The 26,589-nt window shown below is 38.3% G+C and carries 22 protein-coding genes; 6 read left to right on the forward strand and 16 right to left on the reverse strand.

Features of this window, described 5'->3' with window-relative positions; all coding sequences use genetic code 11:
- Window positions 1-25 precede the first annotated feature (25 nt).
- The 6 genes from FCN25_RS03590 to FCN25_RS03615 all read left to right on the forward strand — a co-directional run bounded on the left by FCN25_RS03590 (window position 26) and on the right by FCN25_RS03615 (window position 8,153).
- Window positions 26-1,459 (forward strand): hypothetical protein, encoded by a 1,434-nt coding sequence (locus FCN25_RS03590; protein ID WP_137222028.1) that lies wholly within the window; start codon window positions 26-28, stop codon window positions 1,457-1,459.
- Window positions 1,452-1,826, forward strand: coding sequence for a hypothetical protein (locus FCN25_RS03595; RefSeq protein ID WP_137222030.1), 375 nt, complete (start codon window positions 1,452-1,454; stop codon window positions 1,824-1,826). Before FCN25_RS03590 ends, FCN25_RS03595 begins: the two co-directional genes overlap by 8 nt.
- 32 nt (window positions 1,827-1,858) lie before the next feature.
- A complete protein-coding gene (locus FCN25_RS03600) occupies window positions 1,859-4,330 on the forward strand; it encodes a site-specific integrase (protein WP_137222032.1) in 2,472 nt (823 codons plus the stop codon).
- Entirely contained in the window at window positions 4,302-5,567 is a 1,266-nt protein-coding gene (locus FCN25_RS03605) for a hypothetical protein (RefSeq protein WP_137222033.1), read from the forward strand. Before FCN25_RS03600 ends, FCN25_RS03605 begins: the two co-directional genes overlap by 29 nt.
- 162 nt (window positions 5,568-5,729) lie before the next feature.
- Complete coding sequence (locus FCN25_RS03610) at window positions 5,730-6,686, forward strand: IS1595 family transposase (protein WP_137222035.1); 957 nt, start codon at window positions 5,730-5,732, stop codon at window positions 6,684-6,686.
- Between the two features lie 300 nt (window positions 6,687-6,986).
- Window positions 6,987-8,153 carry a DUF3596 domain-containing protein gene (locus FCN25_RS03615; RefSeq protein WP_137222037.1) on the forward strand — a complete coding sequence of 389 codons (1,167 nt, stop codon included), beginning with the start codon at window positions 6,987-6,989 and terminating at the stop codon, window positions 8,151-8,153.
- 625 nt (window positions 8,154-8,778) lie between these two features.
- On the opposite strand, the gene galU is transcribed toward FCN25_RS03615, so the two are convergent.
- The 16 genes from galU to FCN25_RS03695 form a co-directional block, all read right to left on the reverse strand.
- Window positions 8,779-9,666: a UTP--glucose-1-phosphate uridylyltransferase GalU gene (galU, locus tag FCN25_RS03620; RefSeq protein ID WP_137222039.1), complete on the reverse strand. Its 888-nt coding sequence runs from the start codon at window positions 9,664-9,666 to the stop codon at window positions 8,779-8,781.
- Window positions 9,667-9,677: 11 nt separating this feature from the next.
- A complete protein-coding gene (locus FCN25_RS03625) occupies window positions 9,678-10,685 on the reverse strand; it encodes an NAD-dependent epimerase (protein ID WP_137222041.1) in 1,008 nt (335 codons plus the stop codon).
- A 36-nt stretch (window positions 10,686-10,721) separates the two neighbouring features.
- On the reverse strand, window positions 10,722-11,000 hold the full coding sequence (locus tag FCN25_RS03630) for a hypothetical protein (protein WP_137222043.1): 279 nt from the start codon (window positions 10,998-11,000) through the stop codon (window positions 10,722-10,724).
- Window positions 11,001-11,969: a DHH family phosphoesterase gene (locus FCN25_RS03635; protein ID WP_137227318.1), complete on the reverse strand. Its 969-nt coding sequence runs from the start codon at window positions 11,967-11,969 to the stop codon at window positions 11,001-11,003.
- A gap of 36 nt (window positions 11,970-12,005) precedes the next feature.
- Window positions 12,006-12,647: an adenylyl-sulfate kinase gene (gene cysC / locus FCN25_RS03640; protein ID WP_137222045.1), complete on the reverse strand. Its 642-nt coding sequence runs from the start codon at window positions 12,645-12,647 to the stop codon at window positions 12,006-12,008.
- A 30-nt stretch (window positions 12,648-12,677) separates the two neighbouring features.
- Complete coding sequence (locus FCN25_RS03645; protein WP_137222047.1) at window positions 12,678-14,405, reverse strand: SLC13 family permease; 1,728 nt, start codon at window positions 14,403-14,405, stop codon at window positions 12,678-12,680.
- A gap of 100 nt (window positions 14,406-14,505) precedes the next feature.
- A complete protein-coding gene (gene cysN / locus FCN25_RS03650; protein ID WP_137222049.1) occupies window positions 14,506-15,912 on the reverse strand; it encodes a sulfate adenylyltransferase subunit CysN in 1,407 nt (468 codons plus the stop codon).
- A 107-nt stretch (window positions 15,913-16,019) separates the two neighbouring features.
- Complete coding sequence (cysD, locus tag FCN25_RS03655) at window positions 16,020-16,928, reverse strand: sulfate adenylyltransferase subunit CysD (protein WP_137222050.1); 909 nt, start codon at window positions 16,926-16,928, stop codon at window positions 16,020-16,022.
- 220 nt (window positions 16,929-17,148) lie between these two features.
- The gene (locus FCN25_RS03660; protein WP_137222052.1) at window positions 17,149-18,015 is read right to left on the reverse strand and encodes a glycosyltransferase family 2 protein; all 867 of its coding nucleotides are present in this window, start codon (window positions 18,013-18,015) and stop codon (window positions 17,149-17,151) included.
- A gap of 3 nt (window positions 18,016-18,018) precedes the next feature.
- Window positions 18,019-18,924: a glycosyltransferase gene (locus FCN25_RS03665; RefSeq protein ID WP_137222054.1), complete on the reverse strand. Its 906-nt coding sequence runs from the start codon at window positions 18,922-18,924 to the stop codon at window positions 18,019-18,021.
- A gap of 121 nt (window positions 18,925-19,045) precedes the next feature.
- A complete protein-coding gene (locus tag FCN25_RS03670) occupies window positions 19,046-20,788 on the reverse strand; it encodes a glycosyltransferase (RefSeq protein WP_137222056.1) in 1,743 nt (580 codons plus the stop codon).
- A 76-nt stretch (window positions 20,789-20,864) separates the two neighbouring features.
- Window positions 20,865-22,214, reverse strand: coding sequence for a hypothetical protein (locus FCN25_RS03675; protein ID WP_137222058.1), 1,350 nt, complete (start codon window positions 22,212-22,214; stop codon window positions 20,865-20,867).
- Between the two features lie 83 nt (window positions 22,215-22,297).
- Window positions 22,298-23,296, reverse strand: coding sequence for a hypothetical protein (locus tag FCN25_RS03680; protein ID WP_137222060.1), 999 nt, complete (start codon window positions 23,294-23,296; stop codon window positions 22,298-22,300).
- Window positions 23,297-23,298: 2 nt separating this feature from the next.
- Window positions 23,299-24,501 (reverse strand): glycosyltransferase family 2 protein, encoded by a 1,203-nt coding sequence (locus FCN25_RS03685; protein ID WP_137222062.1) that lies wholly within the window; start codon window positions 24,499-24,501, stop codon window positions 23,299-23,301.
- 58 nt (window positions 24,502-24,559) lie between these two features.
- On the reverse strand, window positions 24,560-25,558 hold the full coding sequence (locus FCN25_RS03690; protein ID WP_137222064.1) for a glycosyltransferase family 2 protein: 999 nt from the start codon (window positions 25,556-25,558) through the stop codon (window positions 24,560-24,562).
- Complete coding sequence (locus FCN25_RS03695) at window positions 25,555-26,589, reverse strand: hypothetical protein (RefSeq protein ID WP_137222066.1); 1,035 nt, start codon at window positions 26,587-26,589, stop codon at window positions 25,555-25,557. Before FCN25_RS03695 ends, FCN25_RS03690 begins: the two co-directional genes overlap by 4 nt.

Genomic DNA, 26,589 nt, shown 5'->3' on the forward strand with positions numbered 1-26,589 from the left:
CTTATGCCTCTGGTTATCACATCAATTGGATAATAAAGTCTTTAATCCAAAGAATAAGGCATTCGATCAAGATATTATTCCTGATTTTATAAGGATCAGTAGTAGTGCAGATTGTTGCGTAAATTGTTTCAGAACACGAAAACATGACAATATTTCTTGGGTTGAATACGCATTCCCCTATCCAACGTTAAATGGCATCACATATCGGTGGCAGCCCATCCCACCCACCCTCAACACCCTGTTTCAACAATTTATATCCAAACAAAATTACGGCGTTAAATGGCTAAGTAAGACAGAAAAAGGGCTACTCATTGAGTTATTAGATCAGACGTGGACGTTGCCATCAGATTTAGAAGGGGCACCATCGTTAAGAAAAGATTCTTTTTTCAGATACATGACCAACTGTGTACGTGTTGATAACGAATTATCAACGTCTGCTAAAAGTGTATTATTACCCAAAAATAAATTACATCACCGTAGTGCTGCGGCTTATCAACAAGAAGATAGTGAACGCATTACTTATAAAATATTTTGGGCACAAGAACGATATATTATAAGGCTATTTGAGCAAATACGGCATGACAAGCTTCAAACAATGTTCCCTATTCACATTCCAACGTCTGCGTATAAACAGGAAAAAAATCGTCAGAACACCAGTAGAGCGAACCTGATTAACGAAACGTTAGGGAAATCAATACCACGTGAGTTTAAGGAAGGCGGTAGGATCAGCCAATCTCGCCTGATCCTTCATGAAGGCGGTAATGACACAAAAATTGATCAGAAAATCTATATTGGGAGCAATCGCAATATTGCCGAGCATGAGGTCAGCTCTTTTTTTAAGGCCCTCGCAGCGGAAGTGCTAAAGGAAAAACCAACCAATGCGGCAACCTTACAACGCCATATTGCGTATTTTAATCTCTGTACTTGTCATCTAACCTTATTGTTTATTTTATTAACGTCAACACGGCCAACCCACGCTATTTCAATAGAACGAGCAAAATGTTTTGGTCAGAAACATGCTTTTGTCAGTGACAAAGGTAAACTCAGAAAGATCATTTTGTCGAATTTTCTAACATTGCAGCTCAATCATTATCTTGAGTTGCAAAAATCCCTCTCGATTCGACTTCCTCCCATGCTCTTGAGCAAATACCTTTGGCATTTATACGATGAAAATGGCTTGCCTAAACTACTGAGTGCAAAATACTTAAGACGGTTTATGCACGCTCGATTTCACGGCAAAGTCCCTTACATGCTCCGTCATGTTTTCGCGCAATGTGCTTTGACCAGTATTGAGCCCGTACAACTCACCGTCAGTCAAATAGACCGATTGATGGGCCATTCTGAATTTGGGGAGCATTTAGGAAGCGATCATCTCTTTCCGGCAAACTTAATCCCTTTAGAGAAACATCTTAATAGTTTGTCAAAACGCTTTGGATTATCGGAGATCTGTTATGTCTAAAATCTTCTCTCAACTCAATGCAACAAAGATTACAAACCATTGTCAACAGAACGTTATGCCTGATGCAGATCTATCTGCTATCAAATGGGTAATTGATCATTGGAGCGAACAAGAGCAGTTACAGAGCACTCACATTGAGCATAAAAGAGAAGTCACACAATCAGACTTACGCCATATTAACAAGATCATTAACATTGTCCCCACTGGGAAGCGCAAGAATTACAGTCGTGCACTCGATTGCATTATGTATTATTTAGGCGATGTGCTTCACTGGACACTTCCCCCAAAAATAAACAAAACCCTAATAGACAGAGAGTTACTTTTTTACAAGCGGTTGAACTCAAACGTTGACGAAACCTGGGGGTAATCACTGCATATGAACAATACAAACATGCTTTCTTGAAAACACGTACTGACATTACCCCTGCATTTGCGGCGCTGGTTATCGCAATGGAAATCGCTCCATTGTCCATAAGTTACCTAACGAGCATTCTCAATGATGAGCATTGCATAAAGCAAACGGGGACGGATATATATCTTAATGTCGAGCTCATTGAGTCCAAAAATGAACGCAATGAGCAAAAAAGGTTCACTCGGTATCATCTGCCGTTGTTTGTTTATCGCATATTGAAAGAATATCAAGCGTATCAAGTCAACGTGACAAAACACTCTCTACACGTTCAATTAAATCAATTGCTCTGTGAAGTGCCATTTTCATTAACCAGCGTGTCGGTCAATGGATGGCATCTTCTTTTACAAAGTGTCTGGAGTAATAGAGAGTCGCTTACACCATCATTTCTTAAAGACATTAGCTCACCACACAGACATGTTGCATTCACAAAGCCTGATATCCTCACTTCTGAAAAAGTTAAAAAAATGAAATTAATCTATGAACGAGATTGGGATGATAAATGGTTTGAGCCGTTAGTCAGACTAAATAAAACCGTACGTTGGCCACATAAGCAGTTGATTAAAAATAAACAACTCGCGTTAGACGCTAAAGCGCCGCCGTGGTCACAAGATGATGTACTGCCAACCATGCTGTTTTATTTCACACAAGAGCTTGTGCTGCATGGAGGACCAATAAAAAAAGTATTAGCGCACAACTCAATATACAAGTACAGCAATATTGAATCCTTGTTCAATGAACACCCACTGCCATTTGCCCATGCTATTGATCAGGAGTTACTGCACGAATGGGGACACAAAGTGCTTGACTCAATAAACAACAAAACAAACTTAGAAAAATTTTACCGATTTTTAAAGTTTTTGAGTTGCCACTGGTTAACTGACCATCTTGAACTGTCTGAGTTTGAACCACCAACATCATTACCTTCAGTTGATCCATTTTGCATCTCTATGCTTGAACTCCATGAAATTGTCGAGGGATTGATCACACAAACTCAGGGACACTTATTTCAACGACTCTGTTGCGCAGTGACTTGCATATTAGCCTACTTTGCCATGCTCAGAAGAGGTGAAATTTTACGTTTACGGATGCAGGATATTTATAACAATAGTGGAAATGAACAGCGCTTTTACCTATTTATAAGAAAAACCGAAGAAGGTACGACTAAAAGTCGTAAATCTCGATCTCTTTATGTCACATTACCTGAAGAGTTTGCAAAAATAGTTAGGCTGTTACTGTTTTATAAAAAAACTGCTCCAGCTAACACACCACTTATTGGATATATCACAGAAAAACCTCATGAACGGCAATTGCACTATCTGTTACCGGTAACGAAAGCTATCAAGGCGATTACGGGCCAACAGACTCGTTTTCATCATTTACGCCATAGTGGTATTAAATTATTTTTCTTACAAGGGCTTCACCTTGGATATGGGCTCGAACCAGAGCAGACCACGCACGACAAAGAGATCCATAATTTACTCAATTCAGAAGCCATTTCACAACGATTCGACTACTGGTTAGAGGGTAAACCATTTTCTCGTTATAATGACAATCTACTACTTGATGAAATTTGCCGTCAAATTGGTCATGAATACTACGCAACAACCCGATGGTCATACCTTCACGGTATAGAATGGCTATACCCATTTTATCGTCAAGGCTATGGAGAACTTCAAAAACGTGCATTTACGCACGCCGAGTTGCGCTACTTATTAGGGTTGAGCCCCGCATCAAATGATTTCTCAAGACTGTTAAAAAATATCAGTCCAGAGTACGCTGACAAAATCGTGAGTCAACGCCAAAAAGACCCCATTTATCTAACTGAACACAGATTAAAAAGTTGGTTGTTTGCTGCAAAAAAAATCAAACCATCTTCAACAACTGCAACCCCATCGATTGACTATGTGAAAACTTGGTGCAGCAAAGTCGACAAAACTCAAACATTGCATTTCCTTGATCGGATCATGCTCGATATGAGCCAAGATAATAATATTGATTTTTCGTTACTCAGTTCTTTATGGTTGCATTCAGGTAAACACCTCTATTACGCATTAACCAATAAACAAGTATCGGCTCTTTCACGCTTACCGATAATTGTTCGCGATGAGGATAACAAAGGCTCTCTGAACGTGGTCTTGGCTTGTAACATCAAAAATGCTGAACTTATCAATACAATATTTCGAACCGATCAGTGGCAATGGTTAGACTTGTCATTCGAGTTAATCGTCAATCGCAAAACAAATAAAACCCGACAACTAGCACTGTTAAATTCACACTTTTCCCGGGCAAAAGAAAGCATTAAGTGCATTACTCAATCAAACGGCAATAGCCAGTTGAAGATTTCGTTTACCCCAAAATGTGACCCGCAAGGCTGGTTATCAGAACGTTTACTGTGTTTTTTAAATGATGTTCAACAAAAAAAGAGAGGCAATGATGACAAAACTTATCATCCCAACTGAACAGCTTGAATCATTTCAAGCAATGGCCGCAATCTTGGATAAAAAGCAGCGTGACTATGGAGTTACGGTGATTATATCTCTAGAACAAAAATCCATTACGTGGATCGGAGGAAATGCACCTAATCTCAATCGAATGACGCAGCCACTCGAAAAAGGGCACGGATTAAAACAAGCTACCTTTGCATTGGCAGGTGATTTTTTCTGCCAAGCAATTAATTCGGTTAGTCGCCAAGATAAAAAGGGAGGCAAACACAGTTTCGAGCCATTAGTCTTAACTTTAGACTATAAAAATGGCAATTATGTAAGCGTGACACATGTAGAAACGCCAAGGATATTGAATGCAACAAATGAAACGTATCCTCCATTACGTAAATTTGAAACACTTTCAGTATTTACTGAGCACCTTGACTATCTTCAAGCAAACGAGCAACGGGCATGTCATAGTGTGTCAGTCGCCGGTATGAGTCAGATCTGTGATTTTAGTGACACACACATGCCCTTTGATTATTTACAATTGAACGCTGAAACAAGGGACATAAAGATCCAGCAAGCTGGCGAACTTAAAGTTCAAAAGTTACCAGACAACCTTAAGTTACCCATCCAGCTGGCATTCAATCCTGCAACATTAGATGCACTAAAACGGCTGCTAAGTAATACAAACGCTGCAGAAATCTTTCTAGCCATGGAAGGTGAGTCTATTACCATCAGCACACCTGAGCAGACCGTCACTAAGTCCATTGCCGGTTTGAACGATTTTTATAATCGTACACCCGAAAAAACGGTTGCTGAGGCAACGCTTATCGTTGATATTACTTGCTTAAAAGCTGAAATTGATGCGCAGCGTAGATACCGTGAAGAAAAGAAAAAAAATGAGTGTTACATGTTGTTCCACAATAATCAGCTACTGATATTCAATGGAATGACAGGCAATAACCTGTCAAGAATGGTGTTTGTTAAGGATCTTCGCATTGATGAAACCCGTCTTTATCGGTTTCGTCCCAAAGATGTAATCGATGCTAAAATTGCCAATATGCTGTCGTTGAAACAAGTGAAACTTGTTATTACTAAAAACAGCAAGGGTGAGTGTCATATGGAGTTTTATTCTAGTGCACAAGAAAGCGTATCTTATATCAAGATCCCCGTAGAATCTGAAGACGGTAGCATTGAAGCAGCGATGGAGGTGAAGCAAGATTATTTAGAAAGAGCTAAAGATGACAGTCATCAACCAATGCTGTGACAAAGCCAATCAGAGTTAGAGCTTACCGCCTTTGATGATGTTTGATTTCAATTAGATACTCAAGTGACACGTTATGTTGATGGGTAGGTTGAAGAAAGGCCACAAAGTACTGGACAAATACAAGGGCTATCCATTTAGCGCCACCAGTGTCAATATGTAGTGATGAAAACTTCATCGTATTTATTAAAAGCGGGTGTAGATTACCCTACAAGTTGGGGCGAATTTGTTGATTGGTTTCATGATGAACAATCCTGCATTAGCTACCTTTACAAACTTCGTTGGCCAAACGGATTCATATGCCCAAGCTGTTCAAGCCATCAATCACCTTATCAGTTAAGTAATGGCAAGTTAAAATGTCATGCTTGCCGTTCTCAGTGTTCAGTAACATCAAGTACACTTTTTGACAAAACAAGAACCCCCATGAAAAGTTGGTTTGCTGCCGTCTGGTTTATTACAAATCAAAAAAATGGGGTCAGCGCTCTTGGAGTTCATAGGTTATTAGGTCTTGGGAGTTATCAAACCGCTTGGTCATTAATGCACAAGTTAAGGCATGCCATGGTTGATCCTGAAAGGGATAAACTGTCCGGCATCGTAGAGGTTGACGAAACACTAATAGGTGGCGTCGTTCCCCAATCATCTATTAAAAATCAACAGGGTAAGCGTAAGGCTGTAGTTTTGGTCGCTGTTGAGCTGCTATCACCCTCTGGATTTGGCCGGATACGTTTAAGGCTAGTGGAAAGTGCAACCAAAGAACATATCCATCAATTCATTCAAGATGTAATTGAACCTGGTAGTACAATTTGTAGTGATGGCTCTCAAGCATACAAACAAATAGACAAGAAAGGATATAAGCATAACCGAATAGTGCATTTAGGTTCATCTGTACCTGCACATGAAACAATGGCTGGGGTACATCGAGTCTCATCATTATGTAAAAGATGGCTTTTAGGTACATATCAAGGCGCGGTAAAGGCTAAGCAACTTGATTATTATTTAGATGAGTTTACATTTCGCTTCAATAGAAGAAAGTCAGATTCTCGGGGATTATTATTCTACAGGTTGCTTGAACAAGCAGTGCGTTCTAAGCCGATAACGTACCAATCAATTAAAAATCGATAACCACAACATATAGTGGTTGGTTGTGCTAAGTGGATAGCCCTTACAAATACACAGTACTAGGTATATAACTGGAACTGGTTAACTAATAAGCTAAAACATCAGCCTATTGGGAAACACAATGTGGTGATTAACTTGCGCGATTGGTAAGTTGAGTTACCCTAAAAATAGCAGTTGGGAGAGAGTGGCGGCAACCACTCTCCCCCGTATCGGCTGCAACGACCTTTAATCCGCATCCAGCCGATGGCTAAATTCTAACGAATTCCATCGGATAGGGATAGATCTATTTGATGGAGGCCTCTTATGGCTCAAATTCGTATTCGCCCCAATGGGCGTATTCAGTTCGACATACATCTTTATGGCTGCCGCTTTCGTGAAGGCACCAAATTGATGGCCACGCCCAAAAACCTTGCTAACGCCAAAGCCACACTCAAAAAAATGAGTGCCGAAATCGACTTAGGCAGTTTTCAATACCGCGACTATTTCCCTAACAGTAAAAAAGTGGCAAAGTTTGAACAACTGCAGCGCGCAGCACACCCCGACCGCCAATATCCTTTCTTTGATAACTTTGCCAACCAATGGTTTGAACGCAAAAAAGCGACCTGGAAAAACAGTTACCAAGCCACTATACGGGCGGCATTAGATAAATACCTTATCCCAGAGTTTGGTAATACCTTAGTCAATGAAATCACCTTGTCACAGTTGGATTACTTTCGTCAGGCATTAAAAGAAGGCGAGAAAAAAGACGGTTCACGCTTGTTGTCTAATCGTCGAATTAACTTTTTACTCTGGCCTCTGGTTGCCATGGTGAGTTTGGCCGCTGAAGAATGTAAGTTTGAATATCCACTAAGACGATATAAATCGCTCAAGGAAGAAAAGGCAGAGTCACATCCCATGACCATTGATGAGGTACGCAAGTTTTTGGCTAAAGTACCGCAAAAGTGGAAGGATTATTTTATTATCCGATTTTGGACAGGCATGCGCAGTTGTGAGGTGCATGGTTTGGAATGGGAGCATATTGATTTTGACCACCGATTAATCCGAATTCGTCAAAATTGGGTCAATGGTGAAGTGTGTGATGTGAAAACACCAAAATCGCGCCGCGAACTAAAAATGTGCGATACCGTCTTTGATGCTTTTAAACGTATTCAAGCCGTTAAAACAGGGCGTTCTAACTTTGTATTTATCTCGCCAACAGGTTTCCCGCCTTCAACGCATTTTATTAGTCGTAAATTGTGGTTTCCCACCTTAAAATCGGCGGGTCTAAAACTACGTAGACCTTATGAAACTCGTCATACCGCTGCAGTGCTTCATATCGCGGCTCACGAAAACCCACTCTACATTTCACAAATGCTCGGTCACAGCGACACGCGATTGCTGTTTGATGTCTATGCCCCCTATGTCGCCAATGCGTCATGCCTTGACGGCAGTGCATTTGACTCATTGATGAAAAGCGAGGGACTAGGTTAATAACACCAGAGGTAGAAATTAACTTCCGCGCGACTAAATAGATGAAGTGAGTAAGCTAACATCTGAAAACTTCATCTGCTAGGCTTTTGCCTTTATAGGATCTATCCACTTAATGGCCTAGCCGCAAAGCGACACTAGCAGGACGAAGTCCGCTCTTTCAAGCGCTAGGCACGAACTGCTATAGCGATATCCTCTGCTTGTACTTTTAACATTTGGATATCGGTAGGTAAGCGGTAATTAACCAAACACTAATAACTATCAGGCTTTGGCATTGTGCATCTTCACAAAGGAGGGATGAGACCATAGCAAAACATGAATACTGGACTCAAATTCATAGCAAAGCCAGGAGTAATAGGAAAAGTCTCCACCTTCCCACGCACACCATCTGTGCCAAAATACTTACGAGACACAAAAACTCCAATCTAAAAATATATAAAAAGGCTAGTGCCTAAGCCAATAATGCAGAATCAGTCTGCTAGGCTCACTTCCTAATAGGGACAGCTTTGCGGCTTAGATGTTACAGCATTTAACCGTAAAGCATCCTAGCATCTAAGATTTTAGGCAAAAGTAAAAGCAAAAAACCAACTACAAAAGAGTTGGTTTTGGTGTTAACAAAGATAAATCTTTACTGCTCGAGCATAATTTTCTCAATGCTTTTTTTGAAATTGGCGCCTAACTTTGAATCGCGTAAGCCATATTCAACAAAAGCATTCATATAACCTAACTTATCACCACAATCATGTGACTTTCCGGTCATATTAAAAGCTTCAACAGTATCTTGTTCAATCAACATATCAATAGCATCAGTTAACTGAATTTCATCACCAGCACCTGCAGGTGTTTTGGCGAGCAATCGCCAAATTTTTTCAGATAACACATAACGGCCAACAACCGCTAAATTAGACGGCGCTTCACCTACAGCAGGCTTCTCAACCATTGCTTTAATCTTAGCTGAATCACCCGGTGCTATATCAACACCATTACAATCGGCAATCCCGTATTTACTGACATCACTTTCTGGCACTGGTGCCACCATAATTTGACTAGCAAATGTGGCTTTATAACGGGCAATCATTGCCGCCAAGTTTTCCGTTTTTTGATTCGCTGTATATTCATCTAAAATAACGTCTGGTAACACGACTGCAAATGGACTATTACCAATACACGGATAAGCACATAATACCGCATGGCCTAAGCCTTTTGCTTCGCCTTGACGCACATGCATAATGGTCACATCTTTAGGACAAATAGCTTGTACTTCTTCCAATAGTTGGCGCTTAACACGTTTCTCTAATGTAGATTCAAGTTCGTAAGACTTATCAAAATGGTTTTCAATTGCATTTTTACTAGCATGGGTAACTAATACAATTTGCTTTACACCTGCGGCAACGCATTCATTAACAATATATTGAATCAGAGGTTTATCCACTAAAGGTAACATTTCTTTAGGGATAGCCTTCGTTGCAGGTAACATGCGAGTTCCTAAACCAGCGACAGGGATAACAACTTTCATTTCAATTCCTTTTAAACGTTATAGTATTCTTTATACCAAGAGACAAAACAACGTATACCATCACGAATATCCGTTGCCGGTTGGTAATCAATTAATTTAAATAAATCACTCGAATCAGCCCAAGTATCATGTACATCACCAGACTGCAAAGGCAACAAATTCATACAGGCTTTTATACCTATTGCATCCTCTAATGCACTAATAAAATCCATCAATTTAACTGGTTTGCCATTACCCAAATTATAAATTCGATATGGCGCACTGCTTTCAGATAAAGCATTCTCACTCATTTTCCAATTATCGTTTCTTTGAGGTATTTTATCTTGTACTCTAACAATACCTTCAATAATATCATCAATAAAGGTAAAATCTCGGCTTAAATTTCCGTAATTGTAGACATCAATTGGATCGCCGTTAAAAATGGCTTTGGTAAACTTAAATAAAGCCATATCGGGACGTCCCCAAGGACCGTATACCGTAAAAAACCTTAATCCCGTAGTCGGTAAATCATATAAATGAGAATAACTGTGGCTCATTAATTCATTGGCTTTTTTCGTTGCTGCATAAAGCGATATTGGATGATCGACACTCTGCGACGTTGAAAAAGGAATATTATCATTTAGTCCATAAACAGAACTCGAAGAAGCATAAACCAAATGCTCGATTTTATGATGCCTGCAAGCTTCCAATATGGCTAAATGACCCACCAAATTACTCTCAGCAAATACCATCGGTTTATCATGAGAGTAACGAACACCTGCTTGAGCGGCAAGATGAATAACACGATTAAACTGTTGAGCACTAAATAGCCTGTCTAACTTTTCACTTTCAGATAAATTCAATGACACAAAAGTGAAATTATCATCATGACCTACACTTGCTAAACGAGCATGTTTTAATCCTACATCGTAATATTCATTAAGATTATCGAGACCAACAACTTCATGACCAGCAGTACATAAAGCCTTACACACACCAGAGCCAATAAAACCCGCGGCTCCAGTCACTAAAAATTTCATACCTACTCACTTAATACCAAGCACAGTTGTGCCAAACTATAATCTGTATGTCTTACTCACTATATCGCCCGTGTGCACTTCAATGAGAGAAATGGATAAAGAGCACGGTAGCACTTCAATATCCCAATACACACTCCAACCCGAAAACTCTCGACGCGAAATATTAGAGTTCATTACAGGAAACTGATATTCCTCAGCACATGTAAATAATTCGCAGCAATAATCAAATACATAGTCACAAGAATTGAATTGACCATCCAATGCACAATGTTTTGTCACAGAGTGAGCAATATCGTCAATGAAGTGAATCAACATTTATAATATTTTTCCTGAATAATATTCTTCAGTGATTGATATAAACTGGCTAACATCATTGGCAGCTAATGCGTTAATGCCTGCCGCGGCAGCTCTACCACCACCCGTTTCAAACTGACTGCATATATCACCTGCGCCTTGCTTATTATTTAAAGGAGCGCGCAAAGATAAAGTATATGTCCCATCAGCATTTGACGTTAGCACACCATTTGCCACATTAGGCGTTTGATTTGCTAAATAATTACCATAAACACCGCTGACTCGCCTTGCCCACGGCAAATCAGGCAACTCAAACAAAGCCAATATCTTGCTTTGATAGCGAGGCGCCACGGCCAGTGCTTGGCTCATATCCGCCTCATATGCATCATGCAACACCCAATATGGAGATGATTTATTGGTAAATAAATCAAAAGGTGAAGGATATTGTAATAACGCTTTAAATAATTCCGCGGGATGAAAATGCAAATCAGCAACCGAAGCACCATAACCATTGTAATTAATCAAGGTACCGAGCTGCTTAAGTTGTTCAGATTGTGTCTTTGTAAGACCAGCCGCCAAACTAAGCCCGTCAGCTTTGGCAATCAAATTATCACCGTAAGCTGCGGTAATCGCCCACAAATGGAAAGCACCATCCAAAAATTGGTCAACAATTAATGCGGTACAAATATTGGCATCTAAATCAATTCGCGCATCAAGATTGTCACTCGTCGGAATGAGGCCAGAACGATGATGATCAGCATAAAATACGCTAGTGCCACTATCGAGTAATCGTTGTAACGACGTAATATTTTTTTCCATTGAAATATCAAGCACAACAACATTGTTAACACCATCATTAGGCACTTGTTGAAGTAATTCAATATCTCGCTTTACACCGGTCACTAATACGTGATCGGCAGGATAAGCCAAACGTAACTGTAACAAAGAGATAATGCCATCAGCATCACCATTAAACACATCATAATTCATCATAAAAACCTAAAATTATTGGCTTATATTGCCAACTTAACGGGCAACTATACCTTTTTCAACTAAATAGTCGACAACCTGTGAGGCGCATCCTTCAATTGAAGCCAATGCAGTTTTTACATGGACCTCAGGAGACAAAGGCACATCATAAGCAGAATCAATACCAGTAAAGTTCTTAATCTCACCAGAACGGGCTTTTTTGTAAAGCCCTTTAGGATCGCGGCTTTCACACACCTCAATCGGTGTATCAATAAACACTTCTACAAATACACCACTGGGCAGTAAATCTCTCACCATCTGCCTATCAGCCAAAAAAGGTGAAATAAATGCAGTAGACACTATCAATCCAGCATCAACAAATAATTTAGCCACTTCACCAATTCGGCGAATATTTTCAATTCTGTCAACGTCAGTAAAACTTAAATCGCCATTGAGACCATGGCGTACATTATCGCCATCAAGTACATACGTTTTACAACCCAAATCAAACAACATTTTATCAACCGCATTGGCCACGGTAGACTTACCCGAACCACTTAACCCAGTATACCAAAGCACAATAGGTTGATGTCCGTTAGCGGTAATACGTTGTTCTGTTAACACACTTGCTTCATGCCACACTACATCTGAAGACTTTTCGCCAGCAACATCAATATTTTTATAAGGTACATCAGACATATGTAATCCCTTTTCTACTTAAACATTTACCTAAAACGGAAAAACGATTGGCACCATAATCAATACCACCGCACCATAAACCAAACTGACAGGCAAACCCACTTTAATAAAATCAATTAATCGGTAATTACCCGCGTTAAACACCATCAAGTTGGTTTGATAACCATACGGACTAATAAAACTACCACTGGCAGCAAAGGCCACTGTCATCACAAAAGGCAATACATCAACACCAAACCCCAATGCCACACTATATCCAATAGGAAACATTAACGCGGCAGCGGCATTATTAGTGACTAACTCAGTCATAAACCAAGTCACTAAATACACTAACACGAGAGCCATAAACACATAGGTAGGATCATTAAACTGATTAATATAACCACTTAACAACTCAACAACACCAGAATTCACTAACGCATTTGATAGTAAGATTGCAGATGAAACAACAAGCCAAATATCAATAGGAAAGCGTCGAACCAACTCATTTGCAGTTAAACTTTTGGTAAATATCAAGCTGCCAAGTAATAACACCAAGCCTTCTAATAAATCAACTGCGCCAATAGCCGCAAAACCAATAATAGAAATAAAGCCACCAATAGATAGCCATGCACGCCAACCATTAATTCTGGTTTCAGGTTCAACACCAGATAGCACTATAAAGTTTTTGCTAATATTAGTTCTTGTTCGATAATCTTCACCCACAGCTAACACTAAAAAATCACCCGAGCGGATAACAACCTCACCTAATTTACCCGACACTTGCTCACCATCTCGACGAATTGCAACCACAGCGGCATCAAACAAAGCCCTAAAACCAGTAGTTTTTAAGGTTCTTCCTACAATAATACTTTCTTGCCTTACAACCACTTCGGTTAAATTACTGTCTAATGTACCGTTCTTTTCCGCGAAAATTTCTAAACCAGAAAACTGTCCCAACTGGAGCAATTTAGTCACTTCACCACAGAAAATAAGCCTATCATTGATTTGAATCACTTCTGTTGGTGAAACAGGGCTAATTAAGTGTCCGTTACGCACCACTTCAACTAAAAATAATGACTCTAAATGACGCAAACCATTAATTTCAACGGAGCGCCCAACTAACTCAGAGCCTTCAAGCACTTTCGCATCAATAAAATAGCCTGCGGAATTTGCGTTTTCCTGTTCTAAATCAGGTAAAAAACGAGCACAAAAAAACATCACTATGCCACAAGCTACAACTAAAACAGCACCAACCGCAGTGAATGAGAAAAAAGATAATGAACGGCCAGAAGCTTCTATATACATAGAGTTAACAATTAAATTGGTTGATGTACCAATCAATGTCAGTGTGCCACCTAAAATAGAAGCATAAGACAGCGGAATTAATAGCTTACTGGCAAAATGGTGAGGGTTATTACGGATCGGTGAAAGTAACGTTGCAACTACTGCGGTGTTATTTAAAATAGATGAAAATAGTGTCGTAATACCAAATAACCTTAACCAGGTCGAATGGTAATTACCGACAATAATTTTAGATGCAACAATTCTCAGTAATCGTGTTTTCTCTAACGCTAATGAACACAGCACCAGTAAAATCAATGTCACCAAACCAGGATTGGCAATACTGGTTAACAGTTGGCTTTTAGTCACTAGATTACAACCAATTAAGGCGATCAAGGTACCGCCAAACACCGCAACAGGTTTACTTTGCAGAACAATTAAGCCAATAACGGTTAACGCAAAAATCAATAACGTCAGATAAGCATCTAATGACATGAAATCACTCACCTTCCATAGTTAAACAAATCTAATCAGTAAAAAATAGGCTGTAAGTTACCTTACAGCCTGATATTTTAGTAAAAAATCATTCTAATCATTAACGAACGACTTTGGCATCCCAATGTGGATAATGCTTACGAACAAGCGCATTAAATTCAACTTCAAAAGCTGAATGTTTGCTATCAGACTTTGTCGATTTGTCCACTAACGCTTTGCGGATCATACCTGCGCCAACAGTAACATTCGTCAAACGATCAATAATAATAAATGCGCCAGTATTGCGATTCACATCATATTCATCAAACTGCACTGGTGCACTTAACACAAAATGACAATTACCAATTTCGTTTAAGTTAAGTTGAGAAGCTTCTTGTTGTTCTAAGGTATTAACATCCACTTTATAATTAACTGTTTCAACATGTCCAAAAACTGATTTGCTACCGACTTTAATTGCATACTCGCGGTCAACGTGAAGCGCTTCTTCAGTCATCCACACAACATCAGCTTCTAAATGACTAGATGAATGCGGTTTTTGATGTGGGCGAACTAACATATCGCCACGACTGACATCAATTTCGTCTTCTAACGTTAGCGTAATCGCCATGCCAGCACTGGCTTTTTCAATGTCGCCATCAAAGGTCACAATAGACTTAACTTTACTCTCTTTACCTGACGGTAATGATGCAATAGTATCACCAACGCGAATATCGCCAGCGCCTATGGTGCCGCAAAAACCACGAAAATCAAGATTAGGGCGATTAACGTATTGTACTTGCAGTCTAAATGCATCGCTTTTGGCACGTGTAATCGAAACAGTGTTAAGTAGCTTCATTAATGTAGAGCCAGGATACCAAGGCATCTTTTCGCTTTCATTAACAACGTTATCACCTCGTAATGCCGAAATAGGCACAAAACGAACATCATCAAAAGACAAATCATCAGCAAATTCACGGTAGTCTTTTTTGATGTTTTGATAAACCGATTGCTCGTAATCTACCGCATCCATTTTATTAATGGCCACTACAACGTTTTTAATCCCTAAAAGGGAACAAATATAACTATGACGACGAGTTTGAACTTGAACACCATGGCGAGCATCAATCAAAATAATCGCTAAATCACAAGTCGATGCACCTGTTGCCATATTACGTGTGTATTGCTCATGACCTGGGGTGTCAGCAATAATAAATTTACGCTGCTCCGTCGCAAAGTAACGATACGCCACATCTATGGTAATACCTTGCTCACGCTCAGACTGCAAACCATCAACTAACAATGCTAAGTCAAAGTCACCGTCTGTTGTATTAAAACGTTTAGAGTCTTTTTCAATCGCCGCCATTTGGTCTTCAAAAATCATTTTGCTATCAAACAATAAACGACCAATTAACGTTGATTTACCATCATCGACACTGCCACAGGTAAGAATGCGTAGCATATCTTTGTTTTCATGAACTTTTAAATAAGCTTCAATATCCGAAGCAATTAGAGCCGTACTAGTAGACATCTGAATATCCTTAATCTTGCATACTCCCAGCTAACACTGGGTCATAAATATCATCTGTAAAATTGGTAAATAACCAATAAACAACAAAAATTACGCCAATAGAAATATTAGAAGTAGCCTTCCATTTTTTTCTTTTCCATTGAGCCAGCAGAGTCATTATCGATAACACGACCTTGACGCTCAGATGTCGTACATAACAACATTTCTTGAATAATTTCTGGTAGCGTCTGCGCAACCGATTCAACTGCCCCCGTTAATGGGTAGCAACCTAATGTTCTAAAACGCACCATTTTATTTTCGACAACTTCGCCTTCTTTAAGCTCCATCCGTTCATCATCAACCATGATCAGAGTACCATCACGCTCAACAACAGGACGCTCTTTAGCAAAATACAATTGCGGGATCTCAATGCCTTCTAAATAGATATATTGCCAAATATCTAACTCAGTCCAGTTTGACAAAGGGAATACACGAATGCTTTCACCCTTATCGACTTTACCGTTATAAATATTCCATAGCTCAGGACGTTGATTTTTAGGGTCCCAACGGTGCTTATTATCACGGAAAGAATAAACACGTTCTTTGGCACGAGACTTCTCTTCATCACGACGAGCCCCACCAAAAGCAGCATCAAAACCGTGCATATCAAGAGCCTGCTTTAAGCCCTCGGTTTTCATAATGTCAGTGTGCTTAGCACTGCCATGAACAAAAGGGCTAATACCCATTTCTATACCGCGAGGGTTTTTATGAACAATTAATTCAAAACCATACTTCTTAGCCATCTGGTCTCTAAACTGGATCATTTCTTTGAACTTCCAGTTTGTGTCCACATGCATTAACGGAAAAGGAATTTTACCTGGATAAAATGCTTTTCGCGCAAGATGTAATAATACTGAAGAATCTTTACCCACTGAATACAGCATTACTGGATTATCAAATTCTGCAGCCACTTCTCGCATAATATGAATAGACTCGGCTTCTAGTGCTTTTAAATGGGTCAATCTTTCTTCATTCATGATGTTTATTCATATCCTAAATTAATCAATATCCATACAGTTAACGTCAATGACTTAACTAAATCACAATCTTACAAAAAAAATACAGTCTAAAATGTACTTAACAAGTATTAATGGCAATAATTTACCATACCAACAATAATTATTCCTGAAAAAAACATAAAAACGCTTCAATAGCAGCGATCATTTTTTACTAAATTAGTCCAAAAACGTATTAATTTTACCAATGTTTATTATAAGCACCTGAGCGGCCTAATATTCCGTCCCAAATACCTCTAACCATATAAGTAAATCGTTTACGTTTATTGGTTTGCATAACGCTGTTTAAAAAGAACCTAATGGGCATAAAAAACAAACAACGTGCTTTCCAATAACTTGGCACATAGGGGCGCCGACTTAACAATAAAATATTTCTAAACTGATAATACAGTCTTATCGGGGCACCTACTTTATAAGTCATCCCAATAAACTTACTTCTTGAATCGCCTAACCGATGGATCATCTCAACTTGTTTAGCTCGAGCTATCGATAATCCCATGCTGCGAGCACGCCAGCACCATTCGTGATCGACACCATCAATAAAGAGTGATTCATCTTTTAACCCCACTTCGTCAATCGCGCTTAAATCGATCATCATCCCAGAAGCAATAATTTGAGTAACACCCACTAATTGTTCATATTCAAAAACTTCACGCTGCACCAAAGATCGCACATTTTCATCAGAAAAAGAGCAATGAATTCTTGGACCAATAGCCACAATATTTTGCTTCATTTTTTTAGATGCTTTAAGCAAACTGCTCAAGTTAAACACCATATCAGTGGGTATCAAACTGTCTTGGTCCAGCAAAATTGCGTATTCACAACCTAACTTAAGTAAATGAATTAACCCTGCATTATGGGCGGCGGCAATGCCAATATTTTCAGGAAAATGAAGATACGTATAATATTCAATCACTTTTTTAAAATTATGAGGTTGAGGGCTATTATCTACAATAATAACCTCTTCGGTTTGACCATAAAGACGAGTTAACAAACGTTCTGTTAATGCCAAATCGGGATTGTAAACAACAAGAATAGTGCCGATCATCGGTTAATGATGTCTCTTAAGTTTAAGTAAAAAACGGTCACACTTGTACGCAAATTTTATTCCCCAAGCCGGCATCATTCTAAGTGTTAGTACCAGTAAAGCATAACAGTAATTTTGTATGGACCGTTGAGATAATAACTCCATGGCCAATAAACGGGCTTTAAACTCGTTAACTGACTTGCCTCTACCACGACGCTTATAAAAACCGTTAATGCGTCTAAAATAAAGTAAAGGTTCACGCACATTTGCAAACTTTTTGCCGTCTGCCGCCAACGCAATCCATAGAAAATAATCTTGTGTATTCAACATATCGGGCAAATAACGATGCCCTTGCTCAAAAACCGAAAACCTAATCGCCACTGTAGGGTGATTTATAGGGCAACGGCGAGAAAATGATTTAAGTAATTTTGAATGTGTTAAAGGCAAACATCGGATACCCGCACGCTTGCCGTTTTCATCAATTTCCCATAACGCAGAGCCTAGGATATCAACGTCTGGATGTTTTTCAAGCAAGGTGATTTGTTTTTCAAATCGATGCAGAACACAAATGTCATCAGCATCCATTCTAAAAAAATACTTGGGTTGTAACGGCAGTGTCATCTCAATAATATAATTCATGCATACACTAAGACCACGATTTTTTAATCCATGTACCAATACAAAATTGGCATGTGATTTTTCGGTTTTAGATAAATAAAGCGAGATTTCATCAGACACATTACCATCTAACACGACCACCAATAAATCTGGGGGCATAGTTTGATTCAGTACGCTTTCAACAGCCTGCTTAACCCATTCTACCCTGTCATTTATATACACAGACATACCACACACGCTTTGGACCGCGCTAGGCAAAGGGGAAGATGATTGCAGAATAAACTGACTATTTGACGTTAGGTTCAAACTCATATTATCTCGGTATAAAGTAAAAAAACCTAAAAATAGTCATCATTAGACAAACTAATCGGGTCATTAATAAGGTGGCAGTATCGATTGTACTGTGATAAAAATTATAAAAAATAGCCAACAATCAACCGTCTAAACTGACATCTTTTATTCCAAAATTTTCACGTCTCAGGGTTAAATTAGGATTGTAAGCCGGATCGGCACAAATTACATGCTGCCAATTAGACTGTAAATACGATAACTCACCTTTAAATCTTAACACTTTTTCAGGGGTATCTTCATGTCCACGAGAAACAGACTCATGGTGATACAATACCGACTCGGCACAATATAGATTTCGCCTACCTAATTGTAATACTTTCAAGCATAAGTCCACATCATTAAATGCAATAGCCAAATCTTGTTCGTTCAACCCACCAACATCCCAAAAATCTTTTGCGGTAATCAATAAACAGGCAGCTGTCACAGCACTATAATTATGGGTGGCAATTAAACGATTCATGTAACCATAGTGATCAGCAGGAAAATATTTATGTGCATGTCCTGCACCGCCACCATAACCCATAACCACACCGGCATGCTGAATTCTATCGTCCGAAAACAATAGCTTAGCGCCAACACAGCCAATATCTTCACGCAAAACATGACTGACCATATCCTGCAACCAATTAGGTGAAATAACTTCAATATCGTTATTCACTAGTGCTAACACATCACCTTTTGCATGCTTAGCCGCAAAGTTGTTAATTGCTGAGTAATTAAACGCTTTATCATAGTTAATAACGCGGATCTTAGGGTGTTTATCCAGCTCAGCAAAATAGTTTATACAGTTGATGTCATCAGAACTATTGTTTATCAACAAAATTTCATAATGCGAATAAGTCGTGTTATGCAAAATCGAATCGATACAGGCTTTAACAAGCGCCATGCCATTTCGGGTTGGGATGATAATTGACACTAAAGGTGATGCTTGCAACTTCCATCGTAATGATAGCGTGGGTAAGCTAGAAGGAATAATGTCAGCAAAAGATTGGTACGTATCCGTCAACAAAGACGCAGCTTGACTAAAGGGAGCTAAACCTTCTGGACGAGACAACAACACCAAAGGAATATGGCCAATGTGGTCATCGTGACCATTTACATAACAAAGACACAAAAATTGACTTATAAAGAAAGGCGTTAACGGTAACGGCCCTCTCACCACAGCTTCAACACGGCTTAATTTATCAATCCACACACCAGAACTCACATACCCGGCAGTAAGTTGCAAATCAGGGTTCCAGTCTGGTTTAAAATCAGGAAAGTTTCTGTTACCTGCGGCGTCACGAACATCAGTGTCAACATAGGCAATATTTGTCGCCTGGGGAAGCACGCTAGGCAGTAATTCTCGTAAATAAGACTCGATAACATCACCTGCAAAAATCATAAAGCAAGGCGTGTTAGTGGTATTGCAAGATACATCACCTAAATTGGTAATTAAGGTGAAAGTTGAATCTAGTTGATCGTTAAGCACAGCTCTTACCGACGCAACATCTTGAGTATGACACCACACAAGCACTTCAGAAAATAATGCCTGTTGATCATCAACACTTATTAATGTCGCTAGTAATGAATCTGCATTATGCGTAGGGACACAAATTAATAAAGTTAACGGGTTAGCGGGTTGTGAACTAAACTTGGCAGTAACCAATAGTTCAGCAACACTCTGTTGTTGATATTTTTGGTAAGCAGTATAAGAACGGGTAAGTTCTTCCATCGTTTGCAGTTGATAAAGCAAACCACTTTTATGTAAATTTCGACTATACGCCGCTACTAACTTAGGGTTATTCTTTGCCCACGACACCCAGGCTTTAGGGGTAAGACTCATAACTGACTTCGTTAATGTCACCAACAACTTTCTGACTATTTGCAACTACAATATCCTTATTAATACATCTTTTAACCTATGAGTTAAGACGCTTTTCATTTTCAATTCTTTGTTCGTAATATTTGAGTTTACTTTTAATCAATGGCCCACTTGGTCTTAGAACCATAGCTCGAGACATCAATCGATAAGCCAAACCGATATCATCATTTTTCTCAGCTAAAACGGCAAGCTCACGAAGTAAATCAGCATCGCTGATACTGTCCTCAATGTGTAACTTTGCTCTTAAACGAACCAAATCATCAGAAGAGATAGTTGATATTACTGTATGTTCATCTATATGACGACCAGCTAACTTATTAATAAACTTGGTGATTATAGACTTAAACATATTCTTATTTGCTACCTCAGACAACTTATACTTACTGGTAATATATTGGCCAAACTCACTTCGAAAACACCTACGATAAGAGACCAAATAAAGCGAATAGCAAATGCTTCGATACAGCGATGGGTTACACTCGTGTAAATAATTTGCAACCACCTTAAATTGATCTAATGATAACTTTTGTTCAAAATAGGGTTTAGACACACAAGAATAAATATCTTCTAATAAAGCAGCAGACATATATACATCATATTTAACGCAGAAATCATTTACATAGTCATAGGCTTGAATTTTGTACCGCTCAAATGTTTCTGCGTTCAGCAAAGTAAAACGCTGTGTATCTGAACTAAATGCTTGTAATAGCTTATCTGCTTTTAACGCTATTTGTGGCGAACAAAACTGATTCAACCATCGTTTAAATTCAAGCGCCTCAAAGGAGTAAGAAGGATTGATTTGGTTAATAATATTATCAGGCGGTGTTACTCCCAAAATACTATAGAAATCAGCAATGATGTTTCCACCAACAAAAGCTTTTGAACTGTACGAGCGTAAAATAAAACGCTTGGCTGAAAATTGATCAATAAATTTATCAAGCTTAGCTAAGTAAAAACGAGGCAATTTAGCACTATTTTTAATTGGCTTTGTATGATGATGCCGCTTTACAGATTGATTATACAATGACTCAAAACTGTCTAGAGGATTTCTCACATAAGCGATAAATCGTGCAGAAGGTAATAACTCGACAATATCAGCCAAACGTTCGAAAAAAAACTCTGAACTTAATAACAATGTATGGAAATTAGAACGGTTACACAATTCGAGCAATTGTGTAATCTTTGCTTCATTTAATACTCTGTCATCACCAACAGTGTCAAAGATGGAATTTAGGTTACCTGAGCTGATCCCATTAATGTCTGTGGTATGTTCAGGATAAAAGATACCTGCCTCTGCTAATCTTTTTCTGTCATTTTTCAAACAAAATTGAATCGCCGACGTACCCGTTTTAGGCGGGCCTATATGAATCAAAATATTAACTGTCATTACACCTAACCAAGGAATAGACCTAAACCGCACCTGAAAATACCATAGTTATATTCAATACTGGGCGCATCTAGATTCTACCATTATTGCTTCATTTTAGCCTGATACTCGCGAATTTTCCTATTTATTAATGGACCTTGAGGACGATATTTTCGCGCAGTAAGCATTAACTGATAGGCAAGATTAAGATGAGAATGCTCTATCTTCATTGCTGCATCACGAAAAAACGACACTGCTTTTTCAGAGCTATCAAATAGGTTTGGGCGTGACAATAATTGGCTAAGCAACCGATTATCGATCGTTACATGTTGAAATGTATCAGATTTAAACAATGTAAATAATGCCGGGTAAGCTTGAGCAATAGCCTGTAAACACTTGCCATTTCTATCATCTGTATTGACTGTTAAATACAATGCGATTTCTTGAGTATTCTCAATAACCTTGAATTTATCAGATACACTTCGAGGTAAAATAACCGTTGGTGTATGTTTAAGCAAACTCATACACTTAAACCAGATATCATCAGCATTATTGGCTAATGCACTAAATTGATCGACATTTATCACTTCAGAATCAAGACCACCATTTGGATACAATACCCCACCATAGCCTATAGGAATAATACTAAATGGTGCCATGACTTCTGTGTCATTATTTAACAAGGTCCATTTGTCGTAGCCTTCAAAAGCCCCATGCTCATCTGTCATCATCAACCGTCCCCGAGAAGCAATAACAGCGTTGGAATGACGTTGATGCGCATCAACAAAAGCCTCTACAACATTCGTAGGGATAATAATATCATCATCAAATGTAATAATATGAGCATCAGAAAACGCAACTAAAGACGGTACTAATTTTTTATAACTTTTATAGTTAGGGCAAAAACGAACTTCAAACAACTCATCTTCTAATGCCACAAGCGCCTGTGGCAGTTGCGGACGAGTTAACTCAGTTTCATCTAGCCAAAGCACAATTTTATCGACTTGATACGTTTGCTTTTTAAGTGACTCCACCACGAGATGAACCACATTAATACGCTCCGCATAAGAGGTTAATGAGATGATGATAGGATTAACTTTCACCTTTAACGCTCCTTTGTAGATGATAAAGACAGCTTTAACTGCATCAACTGGTCTAATTTTTTATTGATTAAGGGACCATTGGGTCTAATATTTTTGGCCAGTTTTATAATACTAATAGCTTCATCAATATCTTGCTGTTGCGCATCACTGGATAATCGTATTAACAAATCAACATTAGTCGGTTCTGGCTCAATAAGCTTTAACCTGTGTTGCTTAAATGTCGTTAATACTTGTTCATCTGTCACACCTGAAAATAATCTCATCATCAAGGTGTAATCTATTGATAAGTGGCTGCTTATATTATCAATTGAGCGCTGGTAGCGATCACACACAAATTTTTCAGCCTCTACGACTAAAGAAGCTGAATTGATAGTGTCGATGAAATGAATATAACTAGACTGATACTCAGCGTATTTCTGTTTATTTAAGTCTACCGCACAAGATTTAGCGGTTAATTTAGGGTAACCTCGTCGATTGCTTTTATATGCAAAATTATCACCGGGACGACCACGATATAGTAACGAGACATACTCATATTGTGAGCGATGAGCTCTATGATAGACAAAACTCGACTTTAAATAATTAACAGACTTATCTAGTGCTTGCTTGATTTTTTCTTGTGATTTAAATACGGATTGATCAACTAGCAAGGTGGCAACTTGTTGTTTGAATAACGGCAAATGATGACGGAATTCTTTTATGCCAATATGAATTGGCAATAATGTTTTAACAAGAGGTGATAAATTACCTGTCAAGGTCGGTGACAACTGACTAAATGCTTTCGCTGTGGGAGTACAGTCATTTAACCATTCAAAAGCGACCGGAGTATCTTGAGGGTAACGCGCGATGACATCATGAATAGACGATGTTAAACCATCTAGAATCAAAAACTCATCAATATCCAAAAAGAAAATATGGGTAAAATCCCCAACCTGTTGGCAATCATACATCGCCTTAGCGTAGGTAATGTACTGAATATGCTTGCTCGCATCTGCAGGACACCAATCAATCCAGTCAGCATACTGCCAGCTAACATTAGGATAATGCTGGCTAATGTTATTTAGTACTACGTCACTGTTGTCCGTGGTTCGATTAATAAAGATTTCAATTTCATCAAAACCAACAAACAAATGATGATGAATCCACTCTGGTATGTAAGCAGCTTCATCTTTTGCAATGGCCACCAGCTTGATTTTAAAACTCATCGATAATCCTATGATAAATATGGAATTACGTGTGAAACTTTAATAAAAAACAAATATATTAACGATTTGTAAAATCTCTCAATCTAATATTTCGACTAATTTTATTAACAATTTCTACATCTTCCGGCTTACATGCTTTAAACAAATTTAATATAGATTCAAATCGTTGGATAACAAATTTTCGGGCTTCATTAACAATTGAGTTTATATTGTATTTTACGAAGAATTCAAATTTTAAATTTTGATAATTAAGAAGATCAATTTCATCTATCGAAAACACACTATCCGAATCAGAAGCAACATAGTAGCCATTGCGATTATTTTTGAATTTAGGGACTTTTTCATGACTATTTTTTACGATCCCCTTACCTAACATTGAGACATATTCGACTTGACTACGAAACATTCTATGTAAGATAAAATAAGGTTTTATAGGCTTAGTAAGCTCTGATGGGTTAACCGCACTATTCTCACCAATTTTGAATTTAAATAGTGATGCATCTGCTAATTTATAAATTGCATCTTTTACATTAACATTATGACAATGTAAAAATCTAAGGTTTAAGTCTGTTTTAGACATTGATTTAACAAACCGTCCCTTTTTACAAACTATGTTAGACTTAAATGTTTCAGAAAATGGCGAATACTCATCCATATGAACTAACCATTCAAAAGAAATCACATCAGCATCAATTGTTTTTATGCAAACTTTGATATTCGAATTAAAGTCTCTTGGTGTCCAAAACTCATCGATATCTAAAAATAAGATATGTGAATAACCATCAGATAAAGCCTTTTCATAGGCATCAATATATGCTGCTGCTTGAGGTCTTCCAAAAGACCCATCAAAGAATACATCACCATTTAAAAACCTCACAGAATCAAGCTCTGACAATGCCTCATCTAATTGACTAGTATTATCGATAGTATTGTTAACGTAAATATCAATCGCATCAAAGCCAAAATGTAAGTGATGAAAAATCCATTCTGGTAGGTAAGCAGCTTCATCTTTTGCGATGGCAACTAGCTTTACTTTAAATTCAGTGTTTGTTGTCATTTAACTCTATCCATAAGCTGTAAAATCATGTCCATTTGAATGGCGTTGATATCTTCAAGCTTTTCAATCTTTTTCATCAATCGCTGCATATCATTATCAACACTTCCTTTAGCTAAGGTTAAAGACATTGTGTTATCAAAAGGGACATTAGGGAAAAACCGTTTAGCTAAAGCTTCATTAGACTCTTGAAAACGAGTAAAAAGAATTTCCCGCGTTTCATTACTCATTTCAAGTGAATACTTTTTACTTATGATGTTTTTTGCATTAGGTGTTGATGAAATAATTGAGTTTTTGATGTTTTGATCATGTTGATTAATATAAACATTATTTATTTTAGACAATGTATCGCATAACGCTGAACTTATCCCGGCATTACTAGATTGAATGTCAAAGTTAAGCTTTGCTTTATTAATAACCGCTCTGGTACAAAAATCTGTTAATAAATTTTCATCAGTTAAATACTTGCGCTCTAGTGGAAAGACTTTTAACACGCCATCGGTGTAAAATTGTCTCAGTTTTGTGGCGATAAAGTTAAAGTCAGCAAATTTTGTTTTCGCTAATTTACTTACATACTCATTTAAGCTGTATCCATCTTTATGTCCCCATTGCTGCCATGCCGCAAGCAACAGAGTATCTTGGCGGCGCACATAATAGACTATTCGGACTTTGTTAAATTTTTCAGCAAATAACTGATGTATTGCACTGGTCATTTTACTTGTTATTGCATTAATCAGATTTTCAGCTGAAATAATAACTCTTCTGCAACCCATTTCTTCAGCTTTGTTGATAAGATCATCTATCTTTTTTGACAATTCACTAATATCAACTTCACCAGACTGAACTCTAGCCAGATAATCTCTTGGAGTATGAGTTAACTGAAATTGATACTCGTCGTGACACGGAAAATTAAAGTTTAAATCCGGCAGAAAAATACCACGACTACGAAATAACTCTCGGTTGGCATACAAAAAATCTTGAATGGTTGTAGAACCACATTTTGAATGACCTGGATGTAATACTAAATCAACCAT

This window comes from Shewanella sp. MEBiC00475 (assembly GCF_005234075.1).
In the GTDB taxonomy this organism is placed as follows: Bacteria; Pseudomonadota; Gammaproteobacteria; order Enterobacterales; family Shewanellaceae; genus Shewanella; species Shewanella polaris.